This window comes from Actinoalloteichus fjordicus, from assembly GCF_001941625.1.
Lineage (GTDB): Bacteria > Actinomycetota > Actinomycetes > Mycobacteriales > Pseudonocardiaceae > Actinoalloteichus_A > Actinoalloteichus_A fjordicus.
Map to the genome: position 1 here is coordinate 4,605,752 of NZ_CP016076.1, position 25,258 is coordinate 4,631,009.

The window sequence follows — 25,258 nt, forward strand, 5'->3', positions numbered from 1 at the left end:
ATCGACCGGCCGCCGGGCTCCTGTATCCAGCCCCACACCCGAGCACCCAGTGCCCGAGCACCCCAGCTCGACCGGCTAGGGCGCCGGAGCCCGGCGTCCGGCCGGGCCCGCTGAGCCGCGCTGCACGCGAGCGGCGCACTCTTCAGAGCCCATACCGCGAGACCGACGCAGCGTGTCCGGCCAGGGCGGCAGGCAGGCCGGGCGGTACACGCCCGTGCTCGGCCCCAAGCACGAATGAGCCCGCCCGCCGTGGTCAGAGTTGCCCTTTCGCCGGACAGGCCGCAGTTTGGGCTGGTCACAGTCGCGCTCAGACGCGAGATCGGCGCACGCGCCCCGCCGTGCCCGCCTCGCGAGGGAAAGCGGAGGCAGACATGACCGAGGCGATCCGAGCCGACGGCCTGGTGAAGGTGTACGGCAGCGTCCGCGCACTGGACGGGCTCGACCTCGTCGTCCCGACCGGCACGGTCCTCGGGCTGCTCGGACCCAACGGCGCGGGCAAGACCACGGCGGTGCGCATCATCACCACGCTGCTGCGGCCGGACGGCGGTCGGGCTCGAGTGGCGGGCGTCGACGTGCAGACCGACCCGCAGGGCGTCCGACGGCGCATCGGCCTGTCGGGGCAGTACGCGGCCGTCGACGAACACCTCACCGGCTTCGAGAACCTGGAGATGGTGGCCAGGCTGTACGGGATGGACCGACGGGCCGCCCGGGTTCGGGCGCGGGAGCTGCTGGCGCGCTTCGACCTGGCCGACGCGGGCAACCGGCCGTCCAAGACGTACTCCGGCGGGATGCGTCGCCGCCTGGACCTCGCTGGGGCGCTGGTGGCATCCCCGCCGGTCCTCGTCCTCGACGAGCCGACCTCCGGACTCGATCCCCGGAGTCGCCTCCAGATGTGGGACGTGATCCGCGAACTCGTCGCGGGCGGCACGACGCTGCTGCTGACCACGCAGTATCTCGACGAGGCCGATCAGCTCGCCGACAGCATCGTGGTGATCGATCACGGACGGGCCATTGCCAGAGGCACCTCGGGCGAACTCAAACGGCAGATCGGCGGCGAGCGGATCGAACTCTCGCTGGCCGAGGTGACTCAGAGCGACGACGCGGCGGCGTGCCTGGCGGAGGTCGCCTCCGCGCAGGTCCAGCGCAGCGAGGACGGCCGGGAGCTGACGGCCGCCGTCGACGGCGGCTCGCAGTCGTTGATGGCCGCCCTGCGCTGCCTGGATCGAGAGCAGGTGGACGTGGTCGACATCGGACTCCGCCGCCCCACCCTGGACGACGTGTTCCTCGCGCTCACCGGGTACTCCGCCGAGGAACGACCACCCGACGACGCGTCCTCGGCCGGTTCGGAGGCATCCCCATGAGCGCGATCCCGCGTGCGCTGAGTGACGGCTGGGTCATCGCCAAGCGCAACACGATCAAGATCAAGCGGGTGCCGGAGGTACTGGTCACCGTCCTCATCTCGCCGATCATGTTCGTCCTGCTGTTCGCCTTCGTCTTCGGCGGAGCCATCGACCCCGGCAGCGGAGTGAACTATCGGGAGTTCCTGATCGGCGGCATCTTCGCCCAGACGGTGGTCTTCGGCTCCACCTTCACGGGGGCGGGCCTCGCGGAGGACATGCAGAAGGGCATCATCGACCGCTTCCGATCGCTGCCCATGTCTCACTCGGCGGTCCTGGTGGGGCGGACCGCGTCCGACGTGATCTACAACGTCCTGTCGGTGCTGATCATGGCGCTGACCGGCCTGCTCGTGGGCTGGCGCATCCGAGGCTCCGTCCTGGAGGCCGTCGCCGCCTTCCTCCTGCTGCTGCTCTTCGCCTATGCCTTCAGCTGGGTGATGGCCTACGTCGGTCTGATCGTGCCCAGCGTCGAGGTCATCAACAACGCCTCGTTCATCGTCATCATGCCGCTGACCTTCGTCTCCAACGCCTTCGTTCCGCTGGAGTCCTTCCCGGCCGGGCTGCGGCATGTCGCGGAGTGGAATCCGGTGTCGGCGCTGACGCTGGCCGTCCGCGAGCTGTTCGGCAACACCAACTCCGCCATCCCGGCATCCGATGCATGGCCGCTCCAGCATCCGGCGCTGTACACGCTGATCTGGATCGGCATCATCCTGCTGATCTTCGTGCCGCTGTCGACCCGACGGTATCGGCGGACGGCGAGCTGACCAAGCAGCGGCATCCGACAGGTCCGGGGCCACGACCTCCGGCGGCGAATTTGCGGGCCACACCCGGTTCCGGCCGCGGCCGAAGCGACTGCGCACCGCATCGACCATCGAGTCGACTGACAGTCCGACCGCCCCCGTGCCATCGGAGCTTCCGCTGCGCACAAGACGGTCCTGCCGCCTCGACCTCGGCAGTCGAGGTCCGCCCGCGTCATCGGGTTCGCGGCGGAGTCGGCATCCCACGCCGGTCAGGTCACTCGAGCCTGCCTCGGCAGGGCCGATCACGCGGCTCGACGATCGAGGTGTCGGTGATGCTCGGCGATCTCGTGGCTGGTGGTCAGCCAGAAGTCCGGCTGAGCTGCCAGCCAGCCCAGCGCCTCGTCCAGGTATCGGTGCCGGAACGGCTGGTTGACGACGAAGGGATGCAGCGCCAGCTCCGGAATGCTCAGAAACTCACACCAAGGTGAAGGTCAAACTCGAGCAGCGTGCAGCGGATCACCATCTGCTGTCGGGCCCGCTCCGCCCCCGGTCGTCCGGCGGCGGCGTTCGGCGCGGCACGGGAACGGGGTCGAGGGTCACGAACGCGGCGCCGTGGCGCCCGACAGCTCCACGACACCCGAGGCGCTCGCATCACCGGCCGGGCGCTCGGCGAGCCTGCCTGCCATCGCGACCGGTTCGATCCCTTCCCCGACGGGTCCCGCCGCCTCGGCGAGGTCGGCGGCCCCGAATGCCCCGGCGAGGTCCGCGATCTCGGCGATCTCGGCCGCTCCGATGTCGTCGGCCACCTCGGCGATCTCGGCGCGGAGATCCGGGGCACGGGTGTCGGCGAGGGCACGCCGCAGATGCGTCCGCGCCGCCGCCCGGTCGCCGTCGTGGTGGGCGAGGCGAGCCAGCCCGAGCTCTGCCTCCGCCCGGCCACGGGGGTAGCAACGCTCGATCGCCACTCGCAGGGCCCGCCGATACAGCAGACCTGCCTGGTCCGCGTCGCCGCCTGCGAGGCAGGTCGCGCCGAGTCTGCACGACGTGTCGACGACCTCGGTCCACAACCCCAGGTCCTCGGCCGTCCGCACGGCCTCCCGGTGCAGGCGCGTCGACCGGGGGCGGTCTCCGTCGCGCTCGGCCGCCGACGCGAGGGCGCGGAAGGCGCGCAGCAGGCCCCAGCGGTCCCCGAGGTCCTCGAACAGTGCGGCGCCCCGTTCCGCATCAGACCGCGCGCCGCCGAGATCGTCCCCAGTCTGCCGATCTCCCGCCTGCTCGACGAGCACCGCGGCCTCCGTCCAGCGATCCCCTTCCGCACGGGCACCGGCGAGGCTCCGGGCCAACAGCCGTCGTCCCGCAAGGCCCCGGCCGTCGGCGATGAGGGCGGCGCCGAGGAACCAGCGGAGCCGGGCGCGCAGCGCAGGATCGTCGACGGCGGCCGTGGGGTCGTCGTAGCCGGCCTGATCGTGATCGGTGGTCCCGGCCTCGCCGCGCTCCTCGCGGTCGGTCCGGTAGGAGGGCGTCCCGGCCCTGCAGCCCGCCGCCGACGAGGTCCCGGCTCGGCCGACCCTGTCGCGGCCTGCCCCGGCGCGACCCGGTCCGACCGGTGGCGTACGAAGCTCGATCCCGGCGAGCCAGGCCCGCGCCGTGGCCGACAGGTCCGCCAGGCCGCCCTCGACGGCGAGGGCACGCCGGAGGGAACGGTCCGCCTCGACCAGCCGACCGCGCAGGACCCAGTACCAGGCCAGGGCGGTGACCAGGCGCAACGCCAGGCCCGCCTCGCCGATGCGCCCGGCCGTCTCCAACGCTCGCCGCAGGCTCACCGTCTCGGCGTCGAGCCGATCGAGGTGGCGCCGCTGCTGCGGACCGCGTAGTCCGCCGTCGGCCGCCTCGGCCAGCGCGACGTGGGAATGCACGAACCGTGCCGCCACGGCCTGCTGCTCGCCCGCTTCGGCGAGGCGTTCCGCTGCGTAGGCCGAGACCGTCTCCAACAGCCGGAACCGGTCGCCCTCTCGGACCACCAGCGACCGATTCACCAGGCGCGCCAACAGGTCCAACACCCGTTCGCCGGGGAGTTCCTCGTCGGAGCACACCGCCTCGGCGGTCGTCAGCGTGCCGCCGTCGGCAAGCACCGACAGCCGTCGCAGCACGATCTGCTCGGCCTCGGTGAGCAGCTCCCAACTCCAGTCGATCATCGCGCGCAGCGTCGCCTGGCGGGCCGATCGGCCGCGTCCCGATCCCGTGGGCAGGCCGAATCGATCGTCCAGGCACTCGAGAAGCTGCTCCGGAGCCAGCACCCGCAGTCGGGGTGCGATGAGCTCCAGCGCCAACGGGATGCCGTCGAGCCGACGACAGATCGCCGCGACGGCCGCCAGGTTCTCGACGTCGAGCACGAACCCGGGAACTGCGGCGGCGGCGCGGCTCACGAACAGCTCGACCGCGCTGGAGCGGGCCGCCGTCGCCGCGTCCGGGGCGTCCGAGGCGTCGGCGTGCGTGGGCAGCGCCAACGGCGGCACCGCCAACACCACCTCGCCGGGGATGTCGAGTATCTCCTGACTGGTCACGAGCACTCGCGCCTCGGGGGCGGCGGCCGACAGCGTGTCGACCAGCTCGGCGACGGGCTCGATCACGTGCTCGCAGTTGTCCAACAGCAGCAACAGTCTTCTGCTCGCCACCGCCTGGCAGAGCCAGCCGAGCAGGTCGACCGCGCAGGCCTCCGACGCCACCGTATCGCAGAGTCCCAGGGCGGCCATGACCCGGTCGACGACGTCGTCCACCGTGCTCCGGCAGCTCAGGCCCGCCAGCTCGACCCACCACACGCCGTCGGGGAACGACCCGTCGAGCCCACTCGCCGCCGCCACCGCCAGCCGGGTCTTGCCCACTCCGCCGGGCCCGGTCAGCGTCATGACCCGGGGGTCGGCGGCGGTGCTCAGCGCCTCGCGCACCTCGCGGACCAGCGCGTCGCGACCGATCAACGGCGTCGCCGGGGTCGGCAGAGGGGGACGAGCGGGCGCGCGCGACGTCGACACGGGCGCCGCCAGGGCGGGTTCCTGGCGCAGCATCGCCTCGTAGGTCGCGACCGTCCCCGGCCCTGGTGTCGTCCCCAGCTCCTCGGCCAGCAGCCGCCGCAGTTCGTGGAAGCTGTCCATCGCCTCGGTCTGGCGGCCTGCCCGGTACAGGGCCCGCATCCGCGCCGTCCGCAGCCGTTCCCGCAGCGGATGCCGGGCGACCAGGTCGGCCAGTTCCGCCGCGAGCGCGTCGTGCTCCCCGAGTTCCAGCCGTGCCTCGGCCAGATCCTCCAACATCGTCAGCCGCAGTTCCGTCAGCCTGGTGATCTCCCCCTGCGCGAACGGGGCGTCGGCGACGTCGGCGTAGGCCGGGCCCCGCCACAGCGCCGCCGCCTCGGCCAGCAGCGCAGCCCGCGCTCCGGCGTCCTCGGCCTGCCTGGCCCGGTCGAGGAGTCGTTCGAAGTCCCGCGCGTCCACGGCCTCGTCGGCGGCCACCAGGCGGTAGCCGGCGGGCTGGTGGACGACGGCGTCCCGGCCCAGGACGCGCCGGAGCTGGGAGACCTTGGTCTGTAGCGCGTTGAGCGGCCTGCCGGGCGGGTCGCCTGCCCAGAGGTCCTCGACGAGGCGATCGACCGACACCGGGCCACCCCGGTGCGCCAGCAGGTTCGCCAGCAGCGCCCGCACCTTCGCCTCGGGAACCCTGATCTCCCGCCCGTCGGCGGCCCAGACGGCCATCGGGCCGAGCACGCCGAACCGCATGCCGTCAGCGTAACCACAGCGAACCGTCAACGACTCGTGCGTGCCGAGGGACAGGCTGACCCCGAACCGTCCGCGACCTGTTCGCGGGCGAACGCCTCTCGCCCGAAGTGAATGGAGCCCCATGAGCACCCCGATCGCGCACCGAGCAGGCCCGCGAGAATGGGCTGGCCTCGCGATCCTGACACTGCCCACCATGCTGCTCGGCCTGGACGTCACGGTGTTGTACCTGGCGCTGCCCGCGTTGGCCGCCGACCTGCGCCCCGACGGCATCGAGACGCTGTGGATCATGGATTCCTACGGCTTCCTCATCGCGGGCTTCCTGATCAGCATGGGCACCCTGGGCGACCGGATCGGCAGGCGCAGACTGCTGATGATCGGGGCCGTCGCCTTCGGACTCGTCTCGATCCTCGCCGCGTATGCCACCAGTCCGTTGATGCTGATCGCCGCGCGGGCCGCGCTGGGGATCGCAGGCGCCACGCTGATGCCGTCGACACTGTCCCTGCTCAGTGCCCTGTTCCTCGACGCGAGACAGCGCGCGGTGGCGATCGGCGTCTGGGCGACCATGTTCGCGCTGGGCATGGCGGCGGGCCCCGTGGTCGGCGGCATCCTGTTGGACCATTTCTGGTGGGGCTCGGCGTTCCTGGTGGCCGTGCCGATCGTCGCCGTGCTGCTGGTGCTCGGACCGCTGCTGCTGCCGGAGGCCCGCGATCCGCAGGCGGGCCGGTTCGACCTGCTCAGCGGGGCGCTCTCGCTGGCCGCGATCCTGCCCGTGATCTACGGCGTCAAGCACGCCTCGGCCTACGGCGTCGACCTCGTCACGATCCTCTCTCCTGCGGTGGGCATCGCCTTCGGCGTGCTATTCGTCCGACGTCAGCGCAGGCTGGCCGACCCGCTGTTGGACCTGACCCTGTTCGCGAATCGAGGTGTCGGCGCGGCGCTGAGCCTCCTGCTCGTCGGGCTGATGGGCGTGGGCGGCGTGATGTACCTGGTCACCCAGTACCTCCAGTTCGTCGAGGGCCTCACCCCCTTCGAGGCCGGGCTGTGGATGGGGCCGCCCGCGCTCGCGATGTTCATCGCGGCGATCGCGTCCCCGCTGCTCGCACGGCGGATTCGGCCGGGACTTATCGTCGCCGCCACCCTGGCGGCCGCGACGGTGGGATACCTGCTGCTCACCCAGGTGGATGCCACCGGAGATCGCGGTCTGGTCGTGACCGGGTTCGCGCTGGTGTACCTCGGACTGGGCGCCATCGCCGCGCTGGGCACCGACCTGGTCGTCGGGTCCGCCCCGCCCGCCAAGTCGGGTTCGGCCGCCGCGATGTCGGAGACCGTGCAGGAACTCGGGGTCGCGGCGGGCGTCGCGATCCTGGGCAGCCTCACCGCCGTGATCTATCGCGATCGGATCGCCGATCACCTGCCTGCCGACCTGGCAGGCGAGGTCGCGGCGACCGCGGGCGACAGCCTCGCCGGGGCCGTCGCGGTGGCACCCGACCTGCCCGAGGCGGTGCTGCACGAGGCAACGGCGGCGTTCACCCGTGGCATGAACGTGGCCGCGCTCATCGCCGGCGTCTGCATCCTGGCGCTGGCGATCGTCGCCGCCACGGTACTGCGCCACGTCGGAACGATCGGCAGCGCCGGATACGCGGAGGTCGAGCCGCCGGAGCGGGCGGCAGGCTGAGACCGCCGCGTGCACGGGGAGCCCGTCGGCCCGAGCGGCCGATCGGCTCCCTGGCCTGCGGCGCCCCTGCGGCCAGCGGAGATCCGCACCGGGGCGAACCCGGTCCTCGGTGCCTGCGGCTGCTCACGTCGCCGCAGGCATCGGTACGACGCCGTGCGTCCGCGAGATCGACCGGACCGCGCAGCCCGCCGATCCGGTTCCCGCAAGCCTCGGCCGGGGCGGCCTGCCGACAGACCGTCCCGGAACGAGCCGCCAGCGTCGATTGACATGATCATCGATGTCGGTCGATAGTGAGTGTCGTGACCGCTCCCGCCGCATCACCGGCCACGCTGCCCGCAGCGGACGCCGCCACTTATGCCGACTGGTTCGCCTGCCTTGCCGAGCCGACCAGGGTCCGGCTGCTGCACACCGTCGCGATCGCCCCGCGTCCGATGACCGTGGGCGAGCTGACCACGACGCTGGGCATCAGCCAGTCGACCTGCTCGCACCACGTGCGCAAACTGGCCGAGACGGGCTTCGTGACGCTCGTGAAGGAGGGCACCGCGACGCGTGTGGCGGTCAACCAGGCCTGCTGCACGGGACTGCCCCATGCCGCCGACGCCGTCATGGGCCTGCTCGCCCCGCGCCCGTGCTGCCCGGAAGACGTGCCTGCCGACGTCGACGTACGGCCGCTGCGAGACGAGGACTGGCCCGCCGTGCTGCGCATCCTCGGCGAGGGCATCGATTCCGGTGACGCGACCTTCGAGACCGAACTCCCCACGGCGGCGGCGCTGGACGCCCAGTGGCTCGCGGGCCACCGCTGGGTCGCGGTGATCGACGGCGCCGTCGTCGGCTGGGCGGCGGCGAAGCCGGTCTCGTCCCGGCCCTGTTATGCAGGCGTCGCCGAGACCTCCGTGTACGTCGCCGCAGATCACCGAGGCCGGGGCGTCGGCAAGGCGTTGATCCGCCATCAGGTGATCGCGGCCGATGACGACGGACTGTGGACCTTGCAGACCTCGATCTTCCCGGAGAACCGGGCAAGCCTCGGTCTGCACCGCTCAGCAGGCTTTCGCACGCTCGGCGTCCGGGAGCGCATCGCCCGACACCACGGAGTCTGGCGCGACACCGTGTTCCTGGAACGCCGCCGCGACGTCGATCCGCCCGTGGCGCAGGGTGGGACCGACGACGCCCCCGGCGGCGATACCGCCGGGGGCTGAGGCCGACGGCGCGGCAGGCGGGCCGGGGCTGCCCGACGGCGGGACGCCCGCCGCGCGCCCGGCCCATCGAACATCCCAGCCTGCCGAGCTGATCTCGGCGGACTCCCGCATCGTCGGAGCAGCTCACCGAGACGACCGCGCCCCGCTCAGCTCCCCGTGGCCACCAGTTCGGCGAGCAGCGCACGGACGCGGGCATCGATGTCGTCCCGGATGGGCCGGACGGCCTCGATGCCCCGACCGGCCGGATCAGGCAGCTCCCAGTCGAGGTAGCGCTTGCCGGGGAAGATCGGGCAGGCGTCGCCGCAGCCCATCGTGATGACGACGTCGGCGGCCTCGACCGCCTCGGTGGTCAACGGCTTGGGGAACTCCTGCGTGAGGTCCATGCCGAGCTCGGCCATGACCTCGATGACGGCCGGGTTGATGGTGTCGGCCGGGGCGGACCCTGCGGAGCGGACGGTCACGCGGCCTTGGGCGTGGTGGTGGAGCAGGGCGGCGGCCATCTGCGAGCGGCCTGCGTTGTGGACGCAGACGAAGAGAACCTCGGGGATGCTGGACACGATGGCTCCTCGGGTGAGTGCGACGGCGCGCAGCCTGTCGTGGGCGAAGCGAGCGGACAGTATCGGCAGGTGGGTGCGGACGGTGGCGTGCGCGGCGAGCAGGTCGTAGGACTCCCGCACACAGGCCAGTACGGATTCAGGCGAGAAGACGCCGGGAAAGGTCTGGGTCAGTCTGCTCGCGGCGTCGCGGAGAAGCCGGTCGACTGGTGGCCTGTCGAGCCGACAGTCTTCCCAGTCCTGGCAGGAACGCTGGTCACGTGGTTCGGGTCGCGGAGTCATGCGCGTCCTTCGTGGCGGAGTCGTCAGGTTCGGTCGGATCGCCTGCTGCTGGGAAGAACCGACGGGCCCAGAGCGAGACGTAGACCAGGCCCACCAGGACGGGAACCTCGATGAGCGGCCCCACCACACCGGCCAGGGCTTGTCCGGACGTGACTCCGTAGGTCGCCACCGCCACCGCGATGGCCAGCTCGAAGTTGTTGCCCGCTGCGGTGAACGCCAGGGTCGTCGCCCGCGCATAGCCGAGGCCGACGGCCTTGCCCGTCAGGAACGATCCCGCCCACATCACCGCGAAGTAGACCAACAGCGGCAGGGCGATGCGGACCACGTCCCACGGGCGCGAGGTGATCTGCTCACCCTGCAGGGCGAAGAGCATCACGATGGTGAACAGCAGCCCGTAAAGGGCCCACGGTCCGATGCGGGGCAGGAACCGGGACTCGTACCACTGCCGCCCCCTGGCGCGCTCCCCCAGCCTGCGCGTGAGGTAGCCCGCCACCAGCGGCACGCCCAGGAAGATCAGTACCGAGCGCGCGATCTGCCATGGCGAGACGTCCAGGCCGTCCTGGGACAGTCCCAGCCAGCCCGGCAGGACGTCGAGATAGAACCAGCCCAGCCCGGCGAAGGCGATCACCTGGAACACCGAGTTCAGCGCCACCAGGACGGCGGCGGCCTCCCGATCGCCGCAGGCGAGGTCGTTCCAGATGACGACCATCGCGATGCAGCGGGCCAGCCCGACGATGATCAGCCCCGTCCGGTACTCGGGCAGGTCGGGCAGCATCAGCCAGGCCAGCGCGAACATCAACGCCGGGCCGAGCACCCAGTTGAGCACCAGCGACGAGACCAGCAGCCGACGGTCGCCGGTCACGGTGTCCAGCCGGTCGTAGCGGACCTTCGCCAGCACCGGATACATCATGATCAGCAGGCCGAGCGCGATCGGCAGTGAGATCCCGTCGAGCTGGATCGACTCCAGCGCGACGTCCAGGCCGGGAATCCACCGCCCGGCCAGCAGCCCGAGCAGCATGGCCGCCCCGATCCACACCGGCAGCAGCCGGTCGAGCGTGGAGAGCCGGGACGCCACGCCTCCGTCGAAGGTGTCCTGGGCGGCGCTCATACGCCGGCCTCCGACAGATTCGTAGGAGCCAGGACCTCGGAGAGTCGCGTCAACATCTCGGGGCGAACGCGGTAGTACACCCACGTCGCGCGCCGCTCGCCGGTGATCAGCCCGGCCTCCCGCAACACCTTCAGATGATGCGAGATCGTCGGCCCGGTCAGATCAAAGGCGCCGGTGAGGTCACAGACACAGGCCTCGCCCCCGGCATGGGAGGCGATCAGGGACAGCAGCCGCAGCCGGATCGGATCGCCGACGGCCTTGAAGACCTTGGCCAGTTCCGACGCCTGTTCGGCCGACAACGGCTGCCCGATGACGGCCGACTCGCAGGTCGGCAACACATCGAGCAGCCGTCCCGACAGCTCTTGGTTTGACATGCATCTATCTTTACAGACATGAATCCAAGCTGGCAAGCACCGTGTCCTCACCGGAGGAGGCAGCACGCCACGCCCTAGAGAGCCTGTCTTTGATCCCCAATTTCCTGTTGCGCCGGGCCAGCGCGGCGATCTGCGGCGTTGTCGTCAGTCGACATCACTTTCGTTATGCCTCCTTCCTCCGCCGGGCAGCTCATCCACGCCGATCCCCGCGACTCCAGGGGGATCAAAGACAGGCCCTAAGGGCCGATCTCGGCGCAGCGCCGGACGGGCCCGCCGATCACGGCGTCCCCCCACTCCCCCAGCCGCACTGGAGGAGCCGAAGGTCCGCCGTACCTGCATCCCACGTAGCGTCGTCGATGTGCCACCCATGGTGATGCGCGCTGCCTGCGGGGCCGGTGCTCACCGGATGCCGCAGCCGGTGCCTGCCCAGCCCCGTGTCGGCGAGCGACAGGAGCAGCGGACGTCGCGACAAGGCGTGGCCGCCGCGCTGCCCCCCGGTGAAGCGCCGAGCCTTCGAGTCTGGTGAGCGTCGGCGCCCTTCTCCAGCCATGGTCGCCGACACCTGGTGGTCGGCTGCCGCTCTCGGCCCGGGCCGCCTAGAAACCCACCGTCTTATGTGCTTGGCGGACGTGCGCCGCGAGAACGGGGACGACGTGGTCGACATCGTGACGAACTCCCCGCAGGGTGTTGGAGGAGAACGAGCGTTGGAGCTCCAGCCCCACGTAGACGAGGCCTGGGCAGGCGGTGGAGATTCCGCCGATGTGGAGCGGTGACCCTGATGCGTCCAGGGCGCCGATCGGTTCGAGATATCGGAGGTCGGGCCGGTACCCGGTGGCGAGCAACACGGCGTCGATCTGTTCGGCGGTGCCGTCCGACCACCTGACGTGGTCCCCGTCCAGGGCCTGAAACATCTCCTTCCTCGCGATCCGACCCGACTCCAGCGCGGCCCGGTAATCACCGATGTCCACGACCAGCGTGCCGCCGACGACGGGAGCGAGCCAGTGCGCAGGAAGCAGGTCGAAGCCGCTGGCGGCGATCCAGTCGTGGAAGTCGCGGCCGTCGCGAATCTGTGGCAGGAAGGCGAGCGGTGCGCGGGTAGCGAGGGTGACTGCGGCCGAGGCGGAGAGCTCGAAGGCGATCTGGACCGCCGAGTTTCCGGCGCCGACGATGACGACCCGCTTGCCCGCATACCCTGCGGGGTCCCGATAGTCGGCGACGTGGCTCAGCTCTCCGGTGAAGGTCTCCTGACCGGGCAGTTCGGGGCGATGCGGGTTGCCGAAGGAGCCGCTGGCGGCCACGACGCCTGCGGCACTGATCGTCTCTCCCGCCGTCGTGTGCAGGACGAATCCGCCGTGTCCGTCGGGGTGGACCGCCTCGACCCGCGTCTGGGTGCGGATCTCCACGTCGAGCCGAGCGGCGAACCGACGCAACTGTTCGACGACCTCGTCTCGGTGCGGATAGCGGTCGCCGTCACCGAAGAAGGGCAGACCCGACAGGCCGCTGTGCCGGGCGGGGGAGAACAACGTGAGGCTGTCGTAGTAGTGCGGCCAGGACCCGACGGGTTCGGTTCCTGCCTCGAGGACCAGCGGCGTGACGCCGAGGTCTCGCAGGGCGGCGGCGGCGGACAGACCAGACTGGCCTGCGCCGATCACGACGACGGTGGTGGTCATCGGTTCTCCTCGGCGAGTAGTGGTGTGCTGATTCGTGGTGTGCTCGCCAGGCTGAGTGCCGAGGCGATGATGCTCATGACGGCGAGCAGAAGGAACATCGGTGCGTAGCCGCCGAGCAGCTCCGCCATCGCCGCGCCCGCCCACGGTGCCAGGGCGGCGGCAATGGTCAGTGGAGCGGATAACAGGCCGGTCAGCCTGCCGTACTGAGCGTGCCCCCATCGATCACTGACGGCGGAGGCCTGCACGAGAGTCAGAACGCCGCGGGTCACCCCGGCTGCCACCGACGCTGCGATCAGCGCGGCTGCAGTGGTGAACACGCCGAACAGAGCAGTCGTGACCCCGCAGGCCAGCAGAATCAACGCGGTCCGCATCCGCACGCCGACATGCCGACTGAGCACCGAGTATCCGAGGCGGCCCGCCACCTGCCCGACACCGCCCAAGCCGAGTGCCAGTGCCGCGAGAGTCGTGTCCACTCCCCGTTCCACCAGCAACGGCACCAGGTGAACCACCACCGCGAAAGACCCGAAGGTCGCGAGAGCCAGCGAGGTCGTCAGCGCGAGGAACGCCGGGCTACGCGGAACCGACGATCGCACCTGGCCGTCGGGTCGGGGATCGGCCACGTCGGGCCACCGGCCGCGTAGTCCGGCCCAGTGGCCGGGGACCGTCACGACGGCGAGAATCAGCCCGAGCATTAGATAGGCCCGCCGCCAACCGAACTCCTCGGCCAACACGGCAGTCAGCGGTGCGAACACGGTGCTGGCACATCCTGCGGCCAGGGTGAGGATCATCAGTGCCCGGACACGATCCCGCCCGTGCCACCGCGTGAGCGCCGCGAAGGCAGGCGGGTACAGGACAGCCCCCATCGCGACACCGGCGGCGAGCCACGCCACGACGAACCACGACAGGCTCTGGGCCGTGGCGATCCCCGCCACCGCCACGGTCGCCAAGATCGATCCCGCTGTCATCACGGCACGGGGGCCGTGCCGATCAAGACGACGGCCGACGGGAATCCCGATGAACGCGGCGACAAGCTGCCCCACGGAGAAGGCCGCCGTCACCGCAGGCATCGACCACCCGGTGGACCGAGCGATCTCGGCGCTCATGACCGGGAACGCGTAGTACAACACTCCCCAGCTGGTGGTCTCGGTGACGCACAGAGTGATGAGCACGCGGCGCAGGCCGGATGGTGTCAAGGCCTCGGTCTGAGTCGACACACCGCAGGCGGCCCGTCCGTCGTATGCGGTGACCACGCCGTCAGCACGACGTCGTGAGCGGCACCGCAGCATCCTGCTCCGACGTCGGCGGCCCGCAACATCCCTGCTCCGCCTCGGGAATCGCCTCGGAGACCGTCTCGGGTTCGTCGAACAGCCCGGCGCCGCCGCACACCCCGGTCTCGACGGTCGTCATCTCGACGCGCGCGGCGGCGGCGTGATCGCCGGCGAGGGCGGCGACGACGCTGCGGACCTGTTCGTAGCCGGTCATCGCGAGGAAGGTCGGCGCCCGCCCGTAACTCTTCATCCCCGCGAGGTAGACGCCCGACTCCGGATGCGCGAGTTCGGCGGCGCCGTGCGGGTAGACCGTGCCGCAGGAGTGCACGTTCGGATCGATCAGCGGGGCAAGGGCGAGCGGTGCCTCCAGCCTCGGATCCAGCGCGATCCGCAGTTCGGAGAGCGGGCTCAGATCGGGGCGGAAGCCGGTGAGCGCCACGACCTCGTCGACGGCCGCCACCCGGTCGCCCGCCGCCGAGACCAGCGTGAGTCGACCCTGCGGGTCGCGCTCGACCGCCTCGGTCCGGAAACCGGTCACGATCCGGACCAGCCCCGCGTCCACCGCCTCCTGCGCCCGCAGTCCGAGTGCACCTCGGGCGGGCAGTTGGTCGGCCGCGCCGCCGCCGAAGGTCGTCCCGACGGCAGCGCGACGGAGCGCCCAGGTGATCCGAGTCGGACCGGCGTCGGGGTCGCCGGAGTGGTCGGCGGCGAGGCGGGCCAGCGTCGCCAAGGCCGTCAACGCCGAGTGTCCACTGCCCGCCACGACGACGTGCCGCCCCCGATAGCGGGCCCGCACTGCCTCGTCGGTCAGGTCAGGGAGCCGATAGACGATTCGATCTGCCGCCGCCCGCTCGCCCATCGCGGGCAGACCTTCGCCGCCCAGCGGATTCGGGCTGGACCAGGTCCCGGATGCATCGATCACCGCACGGGCCGTGATGCGCTCCTCGTCACCCTCGGCCGTGCGGACATGCACGGTGAACGGCTCTACGTCGCGGCCTGCGTCGACCACCCGGTCCCGGCCCCGCCGGGCCACGCCGACGACCTCGGCGCCGAACCGCACCCGCGAGCCCATGGCCGCCGCCAGCGGGCGCAGGTAGCGCTCGACCCAGTCCCGTCCGGCCGGAAACGCGTCGTCCTCAGGCGGAGACCAGCCCATCGTCGACAGCAGCAGGCGGGCCGCCGGATCGACCAGCTCCGACCAGGGGGAGAACAGCCGGACGTGGCCCCACTGCGCCACGCTCGCACCTGCCGTCGAACCACGCTCCAGTACGAGCGGTTCAAGACCGCGCTCCAAGAGCCGGACCGCCGCGGCCAGACCGACCGGGCCCGCGCCGACCACGACGACGGGAGACTCGTCCATACCCACACCTTTCATCGATTTACATCGATCAACGGGCAGGACTCTATCGACGGACAACGATGAAGGCAACCATCGATTTCTATCGATTATCGCCGGGCGGCCACGCCGCCGCGCCTCCGGTCGGCATCGTGGTCGCCCACGGCGGGCCGGACGAACAGGGATGGTTCCGGGCGAGATCCCCCATCGGCGAGCCGGCGCGGCAGCGCACGAGGACGGGAACGGTGGTCGCCGGACCGACCCGCCGCGACGGCCGAGCGGACGACCGTCGTGCAGCGACGGCCGGTCAGGGTCCGTCCCGCGACGGAGACGCCTGTTGCCGCCCGAACGCAGAGATCCGTGACGAGCAGGGTGGCGGCTGCCCAGCCCCCGAAGAGCGAGCAGCCGCCCGTTGCCGACGTCGACAGCCGCTGCCGACAGCCGCCGTCGTCTCAGCCGCGCAACGCGGCATCCAGCTCCGCCAGTAGCTTCGCCTTCGGCCGTGCGCCGACGAGAGCCCGCACGGGCGTGCCGTCGACGAAGAGCAGCAGCGTGGGCAGCGACATCACCTGATACGTGCGGCCGACCACGGGATTCTCGTCGTGGTCGATCTTGCGGATGGTCAGCGAGTCGGCACGCTCCCGCGCGATCTCCGCCAGCACCGGGGCGATCATGCGGCAGGGCGGGCACCAGGTCGCCCAGAAGTCCACCAGGACGGGCTTGTCATGCCGGAGGACCTCCTGTTCGAACGTCGCGTCGGTGACCACCGACACCGCACCACTCAGTTCTGTCGACGACATCACGTCTCCTTCGTCTCGGTCGCCTCGACGGCGGGCCGATCCGCCACCCGGCAGGGATCGGGCTGTCGGGCCAGGGCCGTGTCCAACTTGGCCAGCAGGCTCGACCGCACCGCGCCCAGCCGCGCCAGGCAGGCGTCCACCTCGGCGAGCTTGCGTTGATAGACCTCGATCGAATCGGCGCAGGCATCCCCGGCCTCGTGACCGGCCCGCAGGCATTCGACGAACGGCCTGGTGTCGTCCAGCGTCAGTCCGACCGCCTGGAGGGTGCGGATCTCCTCGAGCAGGCGCACGTCATCCTCGCCGTACTCCCGGTAGCCGTTGGCCGCGCGGGGCGCGGCGAGCAGCCCCTGCGACTCGTAGAAACGCAGGGCACGTGTCGTCGTTCCGGCCCGCCTGGCCAGTTCGCCGATTCTCATACCACCGACCGTAAAGCTTGACCTTGACGTCAAGGCAAGCCTCACCGCCCGGTGAGACGTCACGCGCGCGGCGATCCGCCCCCGCATACCGCGCCCGGACGGGGGCGCCTCGACGCCGCACCCGGCGGCGACGCCCTACGCCCTACGCCCTACGCCCTACGCCCTACGCCCTACGCCCTACGCGATGATCGTCGGGGGCGATGCCCCTGGCCTTTCCGCGACGCCGTGCCGGGGTGCGGCTGCGGCATCGGAACACGGAGTTCCGGCGATCGGGCTTCGACGGACGTCGTACCTCATTCTCATTCTCCGCGACCTTTCGGCGCTCTCCTCGGCTCGATGATACGACGGTCCGCGTTCCTGCTCAGAGCAGCAGTCAGCAGCGTCGCACAGCACGACCGTGCAGGTCGGCGGGCGCGAACCGAGTCGTCGCCGCATCCACAGACGTCTCGATCGTCGTCACCATCGGACGGCCGCCGAAATCGGCATCGAAAATGTCAGGGTGTCCCATTAGCCTGGCGAGGGACTCACCACAAAGGCCTGACACCACCGAACGTGGGGGCTGCGTCATGACGACTCGGGTGATGTACACACCACAAGATCGCGTGCTGGACCTGTCGAGACTGACCGCCGACGATTATCAGGTCATCAGTTCGCTGCATTCGAAAATTCAGCGCCGAGATCGCGTTCTGCTGTGCTTGGAGCCTGCCGTTCCGGGCGAGGACGAGATGTTCGTCCGGGAGATCCGAGGACGGTATTTCGCGGTGCACTTTCCCGGCGGCGGGCACGGCAGCCACGAGATCATGCGGGAGAGCGACGAGCATCGGCGACAGAAAGAGTACTGGCAGCGCGCCGCCGAGGACGCAGGCTATCCCGTGCAGCAGGAATTCGCCACGGATTCCGGCACCGTTCTCGACGTCGCCATCCACGGCCCACGAAGGACCGGTGTGGAGGTACAGCGGTCGCATCTGACCGGGCGAGCGGCGGCGACGCGCACGACACGATCGTTTCGGGCAGGCTGGTTACCGGTCTGGTTCGCCGACTCCGACCGGACGCCGCAGTGGTTTCATCGGGTGCCGTCCGTCGGGTGCGTCACCATCCCATGGCGTGATCTACCGCCGCGACGCGCGGCGACGGCCACCGGTCTGCGCACACTGGAGGCCGAACGGTGCACCGCAGACACCTCGACAGGCTGCTACGACCGCAGACGGCGCCCCTGCGGGCGGTATCACCCGAAGCCGGTCCCCTGGCGAGGTCTGACCGTCGATGACGTCGCCACCCTGGTGCCCGCCGAAGAAGCCGTTCCCTTGACGATGCGTGGCGGGTCCGTCTATCTCGTTCCGCCACCCAGCGTCGAGCTGTTTCGGGAACTCACCGGAGACGAAGGCGAATATCGTCCCGGCAGCGGACGACGATCTGTCCCTCCGTCTCGATCAGGTGTACGGGACTGTCGCAATCCGTCCCATGTCGGCGACCCGCCCCCCGGTCGATGGCCTCGCTGCCGACAGTGCGGTAAGGAGATCTATCTGATCCGGGAAGGCCGCGATCATTGCGAGGGCTGTGTGCCGATGCCGCGAGCCGCTCATTGGCCGTTTCAACCAGTCTGGCCCGCTGGCAAACGGCGCTAGGCCCACCAAATCATCTGGCCGGTGAGCTGTCTCGGGGGTGCGACGGACACCAGGCAGGCCCGGAGGTCAACCGGCCTTGCACCCTGTCTCTGCCCCAACCCCTCACCCCGCCATCGTCACCAGGATCTTGCCCTGGCCCGGCGTGGGCGTGCAGGCGGCGTCGAAGGCGCGCTGGGCGTCGGCGGCGGGCAGCACGTGGGTCACGAGGTCCGCTGCCAGGCGGGGGAACTCGCTGAGCAGCGTGAGTGCCCGGCCGAGCACCTCCCGCCGCCGCAGGGTCATCCCGCCGGTGATCCGAAGGTTGCGGCGCACCAGGGCGTGCACGTCCACCGGGTAGGCCTCGGTGAGCGGGATGCCGAAGCAGTAGACGGTGCCCTCGTCGGCCACCGCCCGCACGGCGTCGGCCGTCGTCGCGGCCTGATGTCCCACCGCCTCCACGACCACGTCGGGCCGATCGCCGGTCAGCGAGTCTGCCCAGGTCCCGCTGTCGGCCACCACGATCTCGTCGAGGCCGAAGTCGGTGGCCGCCGCCCGCCGGTCCACCGGATCGACGCCGACGACCCGCGCAGCACCGCGTCTGCGCAGCTCCCACCCGAAGAGCAGTCCGATCGGACCCAGCCCGAGCACGGCCACGCTCCGGCCGCGCAGGTCGCCGAGCTGATCGACGGCGTAGAGGACGCAGGCGAGCGGCTGGGCCACCACGAACCCGGCCTCGGGGGCACCGCCGTGGCGGGGCCGGGGCAGCGGGTGCAGCGCGGTGTCCGAGGCGACGACCTGTTCGGCCAGTCCGTCGGAGGCCGCCGCCCAGCCGACGACCTCGTCTCCCGGTTGCAGGCTCCCACTTCGGGACACCAGCACCCGGCCGACGATCTCGTGCAGCGGGAAGCCCGGCCGCGCGGGTCCGGCCGCGCCGGGCCTGCCACCCGCCCGGAAGTACGGGAGGTCGCTGCCGCAGACGCCGCCGTGTCGCATCGCGAGGATGACCTCGCCTGCCCGCAGGTCCGCCGGGTCGGGCGCGGCGACCTCCGCCACCTCGATGACGCCGGGCGCGACCAGGCAGCCCGCCCACATCGACCCGCCGCCGTGGGGACTCATCCCTTGACCGAGCCCGAGGCCATGCCCTTGACCAGGAAGGGCTCCAGGAAGAAGAACAACACCAGCATGGGCACCATCGACATGATGCCCGCCGCCATCAGTCCGCCCCAGTCGACGCTGAACTCGCCGATGAAGGACGCGATGCCGACGGTGATCGTCCAGTCGTTCGGGTTGGGCATCAACGTCCTGGCGAACAGGAAGTCGCCCCAGGCGAGGATGCACGCGTAGGTGAACGTCGTCGCCAGGCCGGGCCGCAGCAGCGGCAGCACCACCTGACCGAGGGCACGGAGTCTGCCGCAGCCGTCGATCATCGCGGCCTCCTCGATCTCGAAGGGCACCCCGTCGACGAAGCTCTTCATCAGCCAGGTCGTGAAGGGCACCGTCGCCGCGACGTTGACCAGGATCACCGACCAGAGGTTGTTGATCATCCCGACCGAGGCGAAGATGACGAACACCGGGATGATCAGCAGCGTGCCGGGCAGCATCCGGCTGAACAACAGGGTGAAGCCCATGACCTGCTGGGCGCGGGTGCGGAACCGGGACAGGCTGTAGCCGCCGAGGGTGCTGACCACTAGCGAGATGATCGCCGTGCCAAGGGTGACCAGTGTGGAGTTCCACATCCACCGACCCACCGGCCTGCTCTCCAGCACGGCGCCGTAGGCGTCGACGTTCGCCGTGTCCAGCGGCGGCACCAGCGGCGGCGAGGAGGTGAGCAGCTCCCGGGAGGGCACCAGGGAGGTCATGATCATCCAGTAGACGGGGAACAGCAGGACGAGGAGCACGGCCCCGCTCAGGGCGAGCAGCCACCACTGCCCCCTCGTCACGGGTGGCCGCCTGCGGCGTTCTCGGGGGGCGCGTCGGCCTCGGGTGGGCGGAACGGCGGTGGGGACGGTGACCATCAGCGCACTCCCTGTCCGATGGCGCGGTTGGCCGCCAACAGCAGCGCGCCTGCGATGAACATCGTGACGACCCCCAGTGCCGCCGAGACTCCGAAGCTGAAGAACTCGAAGGCCTCGTTGTAGATGCGGACCGCGAGCGTGCGCGTCGCGTTGTCCGGGCCGCCGCCGGTCAGCGGGAAGATGAAGTCGAACTCGCGGAACACCCCGACGCCGGTGATGACGATCGCCAGCGCCGCAGGCGCCCGCAGCGCGGGCCAGGTGACGTGCCGGAACTGCTGCCAGCTCCGCGCGCCGTCGATGCGCGCCGCCTCGTAGAGGTCGTGGGGAATCGCCTGGAGCGCGGCGACCAGCACGATCGTGAAGAACGGGTAGAACTTCCACACCGTCGGGATGATCACCGCCGTCATGGCGGTGCTGCTGTTCGCCAGCCAGGCCACGTTCTGCTCGATGAGCCCGACCGATCGCAGCAGGTAGTTGATCACGCCGAACGACCCGTCGAGCATCCAGCTGAACGCCGCGCTGACCACGACGCCGGGCACCGCCCACGGCAGCAGGGCCAGCGGTCGCACGATGCGCCTGCCGGGGAACGTCCGGTTCAACAGCAGCGCCAGCCCGAGCCCGATGGCGAAGGCGGGCGCAAGTACCCCGACCGTGTAGACCAGGGATCGCCAGATGTCGGCGAGCAGCTCGGGGTCGGTGATGACCTCGACGTAGTTGGCCAGCGTCAGCGGGTACCGGCCGAGGTTCTGGAGGTCGGCGATCTCGCCGCCCCGGAAGCTCAGGTTGATCGCGACGTAGATGGGATAGGCCGTCAGGAGTCCGACGACGGCGAGCGTCGGCGTGAGCATCCCGTAGGCGAAGATCTTCTCGCGGCGCGCGCGGGTGCGGGGGCTGCGATCGCCGCCCCGCCCCGGGGTCCGGGTGGCGGCGTCGCTCGGGCGCACCTCCGTGTCACCGGCCATGGCCGACTCCTTCGAGTTCCCGTTGCAGGTTCCGGGCCACGTCGTCGACCGTCGTGTCGGTGGCGAAGAGGCGGACGGCGGCCGAGGCGACCGTGTCGCCGACGCGGCCGTACTCCTGGCGCAGCCCCGGTGCCGTCGGGAAGATGTCCACCGCGTCGTCGGCGAGCGTGCCGAACAGATCCAGCTCCGGGACCTCCGCGAGCGCCTCCTCGGTGACCGAGCCCTGTCGCGGCGCGGGCACGGCGGCCAGCTCGGTGTAGCGCTCCTGCCATTCCGGTCTGGCGGCCAGCTCGATGAGGTTCCAGACGGCGTCGGCCGTCTCGGGGTCCGCGTCGGCGGGGACGTGCAGGCCGTTGCTGACCCCGCCCGGCACCACGTCGAACGGCGGCGCGGCCACCTTCAGGTCGTCCCGGACCTCCGCCGGGGCGCCCCTGACCTCTGACAGCAGGAAGGGGCCGTCGATGAGCATCGCGATCTGACCGTTGAAGAACAGCTCGTTGCGCTGCTGAGACTGGATGCCCGGCGGCGCGGTGGCCAGCACGTCCCGATACTGCTGGAGGGCCTCGCGGGCGACGGGCTCGTCGGCGGTGATCGCACCGTCCGGGTCGGACCAGGAACCCCCGCCGCCGACGACGAACGACGTCAGCTCCGTGTAGTTGTCCGGGTTCTGCACGGTGGTGGCGCCGAAGCCGAACACGTCGTCGGAACTCGCCGAGACGGCCTCGGCGGCGGCGAGCAGCTCGTCAGGGCTCGTCGGCACGTCCACGCCCGCCTCGGCCAGCAGCGCCTCGTTGTAGAAGAGCGCATAGCCGTAGCCGAGCAGCAGGACGCCGTAGTAGTCCTCGCCCCACTTCATCTGCTCCTGCAGCGGCGTCCACTCCTGGAGGATGTCGGTCTCGGCGAGCCGCTCGTCGAGCGGTTCGAGCCAGCCGCGCGTGGCGAAGGCGACCGCGTTGCTCGACGGCAGGTGCACGACGTCGGGCGGGTCCCCGGCGGCGAACCGCGTCGTCTGCTGGGCGACGAAGCTGTCGAAGGGCACCTGGTAGAAGTCGATCTCGACGCCGGGATTCTCCTGCTCGTAGGCGTCGATCAACTCCAGCCACCACGCGGAGAACGACTCGTCGGCCGCCTGCCAGGACGGGAACTCCAACACCAGCGTCCCGTCGAGCTGCTGGGGTCCGCACGCCGAGCCCGCGGCCATGGCGAAGGCCGCCGCGGCGGCCACGGCGAATCCTCGGTGTGGCCGCATCAGGGTCTCACCTCCATCGGGGCCGCAGGCCGACGCCGGGCGGCTCGCCTGCTGCGCTGCTTCGTTGCTCTGTCTGCGAACACATTCACTCCGTTGTGGAACGTGGGGTCAGGGGGCGGCGGGCTTAGGCGACGGCCAGGCACGGACGAAACGGTCGGCCCGCTCGGTGAGGGCGGCCCAGTCGCGGGCGGCCGCCAGGTCGGCGGAGACCAGGGCCCCGCCCGCCGCCACCGCGTGGGCCCCGGCCGCCGCCCACTCCGCCACGTCCTGCGGCCGGACGCCGCCCGTGGGCACGATCCGGAGTTCGGGCATCGGGGCGAGCACCTCCCGCAGGTATCGGGGCCCGACGGCCGAGGCGGGGAAGAGCTTGAGGTAGTCGGCACCCGCCTCGGCGGCGGAGTCGAGTTCGGTGGGCGTCATGGCTCCGCAGACGACGGGCACGCCTGCGCTGCGGGCGACGTCCAGCACGGCGGGTCGGAACGTCGGGGTGACCAGGAAGCGGGCGCCCGCCCGCACGGCCGCCGTCGCGTCCGCCGGGGTGCGCACGGAGCCCGCGCCGACCACGCGGCCGTCGGCCTCGTCGTCGCGCAGGGCCCGGATCGCGTCGAGCGCGCCGTCGGTGGTCAGGGTGATCTCCATGGCGCGGACGCCGCCCGCGCGCAGGGCGGTCGCGACCGGACGGACCGTCGTCGCGTCCGGCAGCCGGATGATGGCGATCACCGGAACCGCCGCCAGCGCCTCGGCCAGTCCGGCGGCGCTCGGCCGGGTGGCGCTCGCGGGCGTCACGGCGTCTCCTCGCCAGGGTCGGTTCGATGGCTCGGGCCGATGTAGCCGAGGCCGTTGCTGATCGAGTCGGCCGCCTCGATGACCCGCCGCCCCAGTTCGCCCTCGCGGGAGGCGAGATCGATCGCCGACAACGGGCCGGAGATGGAGAGCGCGGCGACGACCGAGCCGGTGTGATCGAGCACCGGGGCGGCGACGCAGGCCCGGCCGAGCGCCAACTCCTCGTGCTCGGTGGCGTAGCCCCGCGCGGCGACGGCCTCCAACGCGGTGTCGAGTTCGTCGTGCTCGGTGATCGTGTGCTGGGTGAACCGGGAGAGCCTCGGCACGAGTTCCCGGCGCTGCTCGGCGGACATCCCGAGCAGCAGGCACTTGCCCAGCCCGGTGGCGTGCAGCGGGTTGCGCTGTCCGAGCAGCGTGAACGACTTGGGGGCGAGGCTGCCCTCGAAGTTGCACAGGTAGAACAGCGACGCGCCTCGGCGCACGGCGACGTTGGCACCGAGCCCCAGCGAGCCCGCGAGGTCCTGGGCTCGCTGCCGCGCCTCGCGATGCACGGGGTGCTGGTTGACCGCGACGCCCGCCAGGGAGATGACCGCCGGGCCGAGTCGATACAGCGAGCTGACCTCGTCGCGTTCGACGTAGTCGAGCTGTTCCAAGGTCGCCAGCAGCCGCGAGGCCGTCGACTGCCCCAGCCCCGCACGCTGCGCGACGTCGGAGACCCGTAGGTCGCCTCGGCCGTCCAGGAAGGTGGCCAGCACCGCCATCGCCCGCTCGACGCTCTGGTTCGTGCCCTGCTCGGACGCCATTACCACCCCACGGATCTTGAAATATTGCAATCGTCATGCAGCATGTGGAAGTCTCACCCACATGTCGCATGACGTCAACCACATGGTGAATGCCACATGAGAATCTCGGCCGTGGAGACCTACGTGCTGAAGCTGCCCGCCGAGGCGGCCTACCTGGGCGCGCTCGCCGACGGGAGCCCGCCCGCGCGCGGTTACGCCGTCCGGCCGCCCTACCGCAGCCTGTACTCCGACCGCTACGAGACGCTGCTGGTCCGGGTCGTGGCCGAGGACGGCACCGCAGGCTGGGGCGAGGCACTGGCGCCGGTGGCACCGGAGGTGCCCGCGCAGGTGATCGACCTGCTGCTGGCTCCGGTGCTGATCGGCTCGGACGCCCTGTCGCCCAGGCCGAACTGGACGATGCTGCGGGAGCTGATGCGGGAACGCGGTCATCTCGTCGGGCATCAGGCCGACGCGCTCGCGGCCGTGGACATCGCCCTGTGGGACCTCGCGGGCAGGCTGACCGGGCGGCGCGTCGTGGACCTGCTGGGCGGCGCGTTCCGCGAGCAGGTGCCCACCTACGTCTCCGGGCTGCCTCGACCCGACGACGCAGGCCGGGCCGAGCTGGCCGAACGCTGGGCCGCCGACGGCGCCACCTCGGTGAAGCTGCATCTCGGGAACGGCGTCGCGGCCGACCTCGCCACGATCGACGCCGTCCGGTCCGCCGCACCGGGGCTGCGCCTCGCGGTGGACGCCCACTGGGCCTACTCCGTCGACGACGCCCTACGGCTCGCCGACGGCCTGGCCGAGCGCGGCTGCTGGTTCCTCGAGGCACCGCTGGCCCCGGAGGACCTGACCGGACACGCCGAGCTGGTCTCCCGCGCCCGGCTGCCGGTGGCCGTCGGCGAGACGCTGCGCAGCCGCTTCGAGTTCGCCCAGTGGCTCGCCGCTCGCGGCCTGCGCATCGCCCAGCCGGACGTCGCGCGCACCGGCATCACCGAGGCGGTCACGGTCGGCGAACTCTGCTCGGCGCAGCACGTGCCCGTCGCCCCGCACCACTCCGTCGGCCTCGGCATCTCGCTGGCGGCGGGCCTGCACCTGAGCGCCTCGATCGCCGACCTGACCGCCTTCGAGTACCAGCCCACCTCGGTCGCCGTCGGCGAGCGAATCCTCGCAGGCCCGCTGGCGGTCGAACCGCACTCGATGTCCCTGCCCACCGGCCCCGGCCTCGGCGTCGAGATCGACGCCGAGGCGGTCGCCGCACTCGCCAAGGAGTCCTGACC

22 protein-coding genes are annotated in these 25,258 nt (G+C 71.1%); 5 read left to right on the forward strand and 17 right to left on the reverse strand.

Annotated elements, in window-relative coordinates; genetic code table 11:
* Positions 1 to 371 precede the first annotated feature (371 nt).
* On the forward strand, positions 372 to 1,361 hold the full coding sequence (locus UA74_RS19550) for an ATP-binding cassette domain-containing protein (RefSeq protein WP_075741559.1): 990 nt from the start codon (positions 372 to 374) through the stop codon (positions 1,359 to 1,361).
* Positions 1,358 to 2,161 (forward strand): ABC transporter permease, encoded by an 804-nt coding sequence (locus UA74_RS19555; protein WP_075741560.1) that lies wholly within the window; start codon positions 1,358 to 1,360, stop codon positions 2,159 to 2,161. The genes UA74_RS19550 and UA74_RS19555 overlap by 4 nt, the downstream gene beginning before the upstream one ends.
* A gap of 572 nt (positions 2,162 to 2,733) precedes the next feature.
* Here the strand turns inward: UA74_RS19555 and UA74_RS19560 are convergent.
* Positions 2,734 to 5,904, reverse strand: a complete 3,171-nt coding sequence (locus tag UA74_RS19560; RefSeq protein WP_075765088.1) for a BTAD domain-containing putative transcriptional regulator — start codon at positions 5,902 to 5,904, stop codon at positions 2,734 to 2,736.
* A gap of 121 nt (positions 5,905 to 6,025) precedes the next feature.
* On the opposite strand from UA74_RS19560, the gene UA74_RS19565 reads away from it, so the two are divergent.
* Both UA74_RS19565 and UA74_RS19570 read left to right on the forward strand, forming a co-directional pair.
* The gene (locus UA74_RS19565; RefSeq protein ID WP_075765090.1) at positions 6,026 to 7,579 is read left to right on the forward strand and encodes an MFS transporter; all 1,554 of its coding nucleotides are present in this window, start codon (positions 6,026 to 6,028) and stop codon (positions 7,577 to 7,579) included.
* A 290-nt stretch (positions 7,580 to 7,869) separates the two neighbouring features.
* Entirely contained in the window at positions 7,870 to 8,775 is a 906-nt protein-coding gene (locus UA74_RS19570) for a helix-turn-helix domain-containing GNAT family N-acetyltransferase (RefSeq protein ID WP_075741563.1), read from the forward strand.
* Positions 8,776 to 8,921: 146 nt separating this feature from the next.
* On the opposite strand, the gene UA74_RS33720 is transcribed toward UA74_RS19570, so the two are convergent.
* The 16 genes from UA74_RS33720 to UA74_RS19645 all read right to left on the reverse strand — a co-directional run bounded on the left by UA74_RS33720 (position 8,922) and on the right by UA74_RS19645 (position 23,999).
* A complete protein-coding gene (locus tag UA74_RS33720; RefSeq protein WP_075765092.1) occupies positions 8,922 to 9,611 on the reverse strand; it encodes an arsenate reductase ArsC in 690 nt (229 codons plus the stop codon).
* Positions 9,586 to 10,719, reverse strand: coding sequence for an ACR3 family arsenite efflux transporter (arsB, locus tag UA74_RS19580; protein WP_075765094.1), 1,134 nt, complete (start codon positions 10,717 to 10,719; stop codon positions 9,586 to 9,588). The genes UA74_RS33720 and arsB overlap by 26 nt, the downstream gene beginning before the upstream one ends.
* Positions 10,716 to 11,093 (reverse strand): ArsR/SmtB family transcription factor, encoded by a 378-nt coding sequence (locus UA74_RS19585; RefSeq protein WP_075741566.1) that lies wholly within the window; start codon positions 11,091 to 11,093, stop codon positions 10,716 to 10,718. The genes arsB and UA74_RS19585 overlap by 4 nt, the downstream gene beginning before the upstream one ends.
* Positions 11,094 to 11,370: 277 nt before the next feature.
* Entirely contained in the window at positions 11,371 to 11,643 is a 273-nt protein-coding gene (locus UA74_RS32165) for a hypothetical protein (protein WP_157442280.1), read from the reverse strand.
* A 46-nt stretch (positions 11,644 to 11,689) separates the two neighbouring features.
* Positions 11,690 to 12,763, reverse strand: coding sequence for a flavin-containing monooxygenase (locus UA74_RS19590; protein ID WP_075741567.1), 1,074 nt, complete (start codon positions 12,761 to 12,763; stop codon positions 11,690 to 11,692).
* Positions 12,760 to 13,932: an MFS transporter gene (locus UA74_RS19595; RefSeq protein ID WP_232237340.1), complete on the reverse strand. Its 1,173-nt coding sequence runs from the start codon at positions 13,930 to 13,932 to the stop codon at positions 12,760 to 12,762. The genes UA74_RS19590 and UA74_RS19595 overlap by 4 nt, the downstream gene beginning before the upstream one ends.
* Before the next feature lie 85 nt (positions 13,933 to 14,017).
* Positions 14,018 to 15,391: an FAD-dependent oxidoreductase gene (locus tag UA74_RS19600; protein ID WP_075765096.1), complete on the reverse strand. Its 1,374-nt coding sequence runs from the start codon at positions 15,389 to 15,391 to the stop codon at positions 14,018 to 14,020.
* 428 nt (positions 15,392 to 15,819) lie between these two features.
* Positions 15,820 to 16,167 carry a thioredoxin gene (gene trxA / locus UA74_RS19605; RefSeq protein ID WP_075765098.1) on the reverse strand — a complete coding sequence of 116 codons (348 nt, stop codon included), beginning with the start codon at positions 16,165 to 16,167 and terminating at the stop codon, positions 15,820 to 15,822.
* Positions 16,167 to 16,583 (reverse strand): MerR family transcriptional regulator, encoded by a 417-nt coding sequence (locus UA74_RS19610; RefSeq protein WP_075741570.1) that lies wholly within the window; start codon positions 16,581 to 16,583, stop codon positions 16,167 to 16,169. Before UA74_RS19610 ends, trxA begins: the two co-directional genes overlap by 1 nt.
* A gap of 524 nt (positions 16,584 to 17,107) precedes the next feature.
* A complete protein-coding gene (locus UA74_RS32170) occupies positions 17,108 to 17,548 on the reverse strand; it encodes a hypothetical protein (protein ID WP_157434308.1) in 441 nt (146 codons plus the stop codon).
* 762 nt (positions 17,549 to 18,310) lie between these two features.
* Positions 18,311 to 19,303, reverse strand: coding sequence for a zinc-dependent alcohol dehydrogenase (locus UA74_RS19620; protein WP_198042787.1), 993 nt, complete (start codon positions 19,301 to 19,303; stop codon positions 18,311 to 18,313).
* The gene (locus tag UA74_RS19625) at positions 19,300 to 20,202 is read right to left on the reverse strand and encodes a carbohydrate ABC transporter permease (protein WP_083683367.1); all 903 of its coding nucleotides are present in this window, start codon (positions 20,200 to 20,202) and stop codon (positions 19,300 to 19,302) included. Before UA74_RS19625 ends, UA74_RS19620 begins: the two co-directional genes overlap by 4 nt.
* A complete protein-coding gene (locus tag UA74_RS19630; RefSeq protein WP_075741574.1) occupies positions 20,202 to 21,164 on the reverse strand; it encodes a carbohydrate ABC transporter permease in 963 nt (320 codons plus the stop codon). The genes UA74_RS19625 and UA74_RS19630 overlap by 1 nt, the downstream gene beginning before the upstream one ends.
* Positions 21,154 to 22,413 carry an ABC transporter substrate-binding protein gene (locus UA74_RS19635; RefSeq protein WP_075765104.1) on the reverse strand — a complete coding sequence of 420 codons (1,260 nt, stop codon included), beginning with the start codon at positions 22,411 to 22,413 and terminating at the stop codon, positions 21,154 to 21,156. The genes UA74_RS19630 and UA74_RS19635 overlap by 11 nt, the downstream gene beginning before the upstream one ends.
* A 108-nt stretch (positions 22,414 to 22,521) precedes the next feature.
* On the reverse strand, positions 22,522 to 23,199 hold the full coding sequence (locus tag UA74_RS19640) for a bifunctional 4-hydroxy-2-oxoglutarate aldolase/2-dehydro-3-deoxy-phosphogluconate aldolase (protein ID WP_083683369.1): 678 nt from the start codon (positions 23,197 to 23,199) through the stop codon (positions 22,522 to 22,524).
* Positions 23,196 to 23,999, reverse strand: a complete 804-nt coding sequence (locus UA74_RS19645; protein WP_075765106.1) for an IclR family transcriptional regulator — start codon at positions 23,997 to 23,999, stop codon at positions 23,196 to 23,198. Before UA74_RS19645 ends, UA74_RS19640 begins: the two co-directional genes overlap by 4 nt.
* A gap of 96 nt (positions 24,000 to 24,095) precedes the next feature.
* Here UA74_RS19645 and UA74_RS19650 point away from each other — a divergent pair, with 96 nt between their 5' ends.
* Positions 24,096 to 25,256, forward strand: coding sequence for a mandelate racemase/muconate lactonizing enzyme family protein (locus UA74_RS19650; protein WP_075741577.1), 1,161 nt, complete (start codon positions 24,096 to 24,098; stop codon positions 25,254 to 25,256).
* Positions 25,257 to 25,258 lie beyond the last annotated feature (2 nt).

Coding starts and splice junctions, on each gene's coding strand:
- UA74_RS19555 (WP_075741560.1), top strand. CDS start 1,358: ATGAGCGCGATCCCGCGTGCGCTGAGTGACGGCTGGGTCATCGCCAAG.
- UA74_RS19650 (WP_075741577.1), top strand. CDS start 24,096: ATGAGAATCTCGGCCGTGGAGACCTACGTGCTGAAGCTGCCCGCCGAG.
- UA74_RS19585 (WP_075741566.1), bottom strand. CDS start 11,093: ATGTCAAACCAAGAGCTGTCGGGACGGCTGCTCGATGTGTTGCCGACC.
- UA74_RS33720 (WP_075765092.1), bottom strand. CDS start 9,611: ATGACTCCGCGACCCGAACCACGTGACCAGCGTTCCTGCCAGGACTGG.
- UA74_RS19610 (WP_075741570.1), bottom strand. CDS start 16,583: ATGAGAATCGGCGAACTGGCCAGGCGGGCCGGAACGACGACACGTGCC.
- arsB (WP_075765094.1), bottom strand. CDS start 10,719: ATGAGCGCCGCCCAGGACACCTTCGACGGAGGCGTGGCGTCCCGGCTC.
- UA74_RS19625 (WP_083683367.1), bottom strand. CDS start 20,202: ATGGTCACCGTCCCCACCGCCGTTCCGCCCACCCGAGGCCGACGCGCC.
- UA74_RS19565 (WP_075765090.1), top strand. CDS start 6,026: ATGAGCACCCCGATCGCGCACCGAGCAGGCCCGCGAGAATGGGCTGGC.
- UA74_RS19590 (WP_075741567.1), bottom strand. CDS start 12,763: ATGACCACCACCGTCGTCGTGATCGGCGCAGGCCAGTCTGGTCTGTCC.
- UA74_RS19630 (WP_075741574.1), bottom strand. CDS start 21,164: ATGGCCGGTGACACGGAGGTGCGCCCGAGCGACGCCGCCACCCGGACC.
- UA74_RS19645 (WP_075765106.1), bottom strand. CDS start 23,999: ATGGCGTCCGAGCAGGGCACGAACCAGAGCGTCGAGCGGGCGATGGCG.
- UA74_RS19620 (WP_198042787.1), bottom strand. CDS start 19,303: ATGAGTCCCCACGGCGGCGGGTCGATGTGGGCGGGCTGCCTGGTCGCG.
- trxA (WP_075765098.1), bottom strand. CDS start 16,167: ATGTCGTCGACAGAACTGAGTGGTGCGGTGTCGGTGGTCACCGACGCG.
- UA74_RS19560 (WP_075765088.1), bottom strand. CDS start 5,904: ATGCGGTTCGGCGTGCTCGGCCCGATGGCCGTCTGGGCCGCCGACGGG.
- UA74_RS19635 (WP_075765104.1), bottom strand. CDS start 22,413: ATGCGGCCACACCGAGGATTCGCCGTGGCCGCCGCGGCGGCCTTCGCC.
- UA74_RS32165 (WP_157442280.1), bottom strand. CDS start 11,643: ATGGCTGGAGAAGGGCGCCGACGCTCACCAGACTCGAAGGCTCGGCGC.
- UA74_RS19600 (WP_075765096.1), bottom strand. CDS start 15,391: ATGGACGAGTCTCCCGTCGTCGTGGTCGGCGCGGGCCCGGTCGGTCTG.
- UA74_RS19550 (WP_075741559.1), top strand. CDS start 372: ATGACCGAGGCGATCCGAGCCGACGGCCTGGTGAAGGTGTACGGCAGC.
- UA74_RS32170 (WP_157434308.1), bottom strand. CDS start 17,548: ATGCGACCGCTGTACCTCCACACCGGTCCTTCGTGGGCCGTGGATGGC.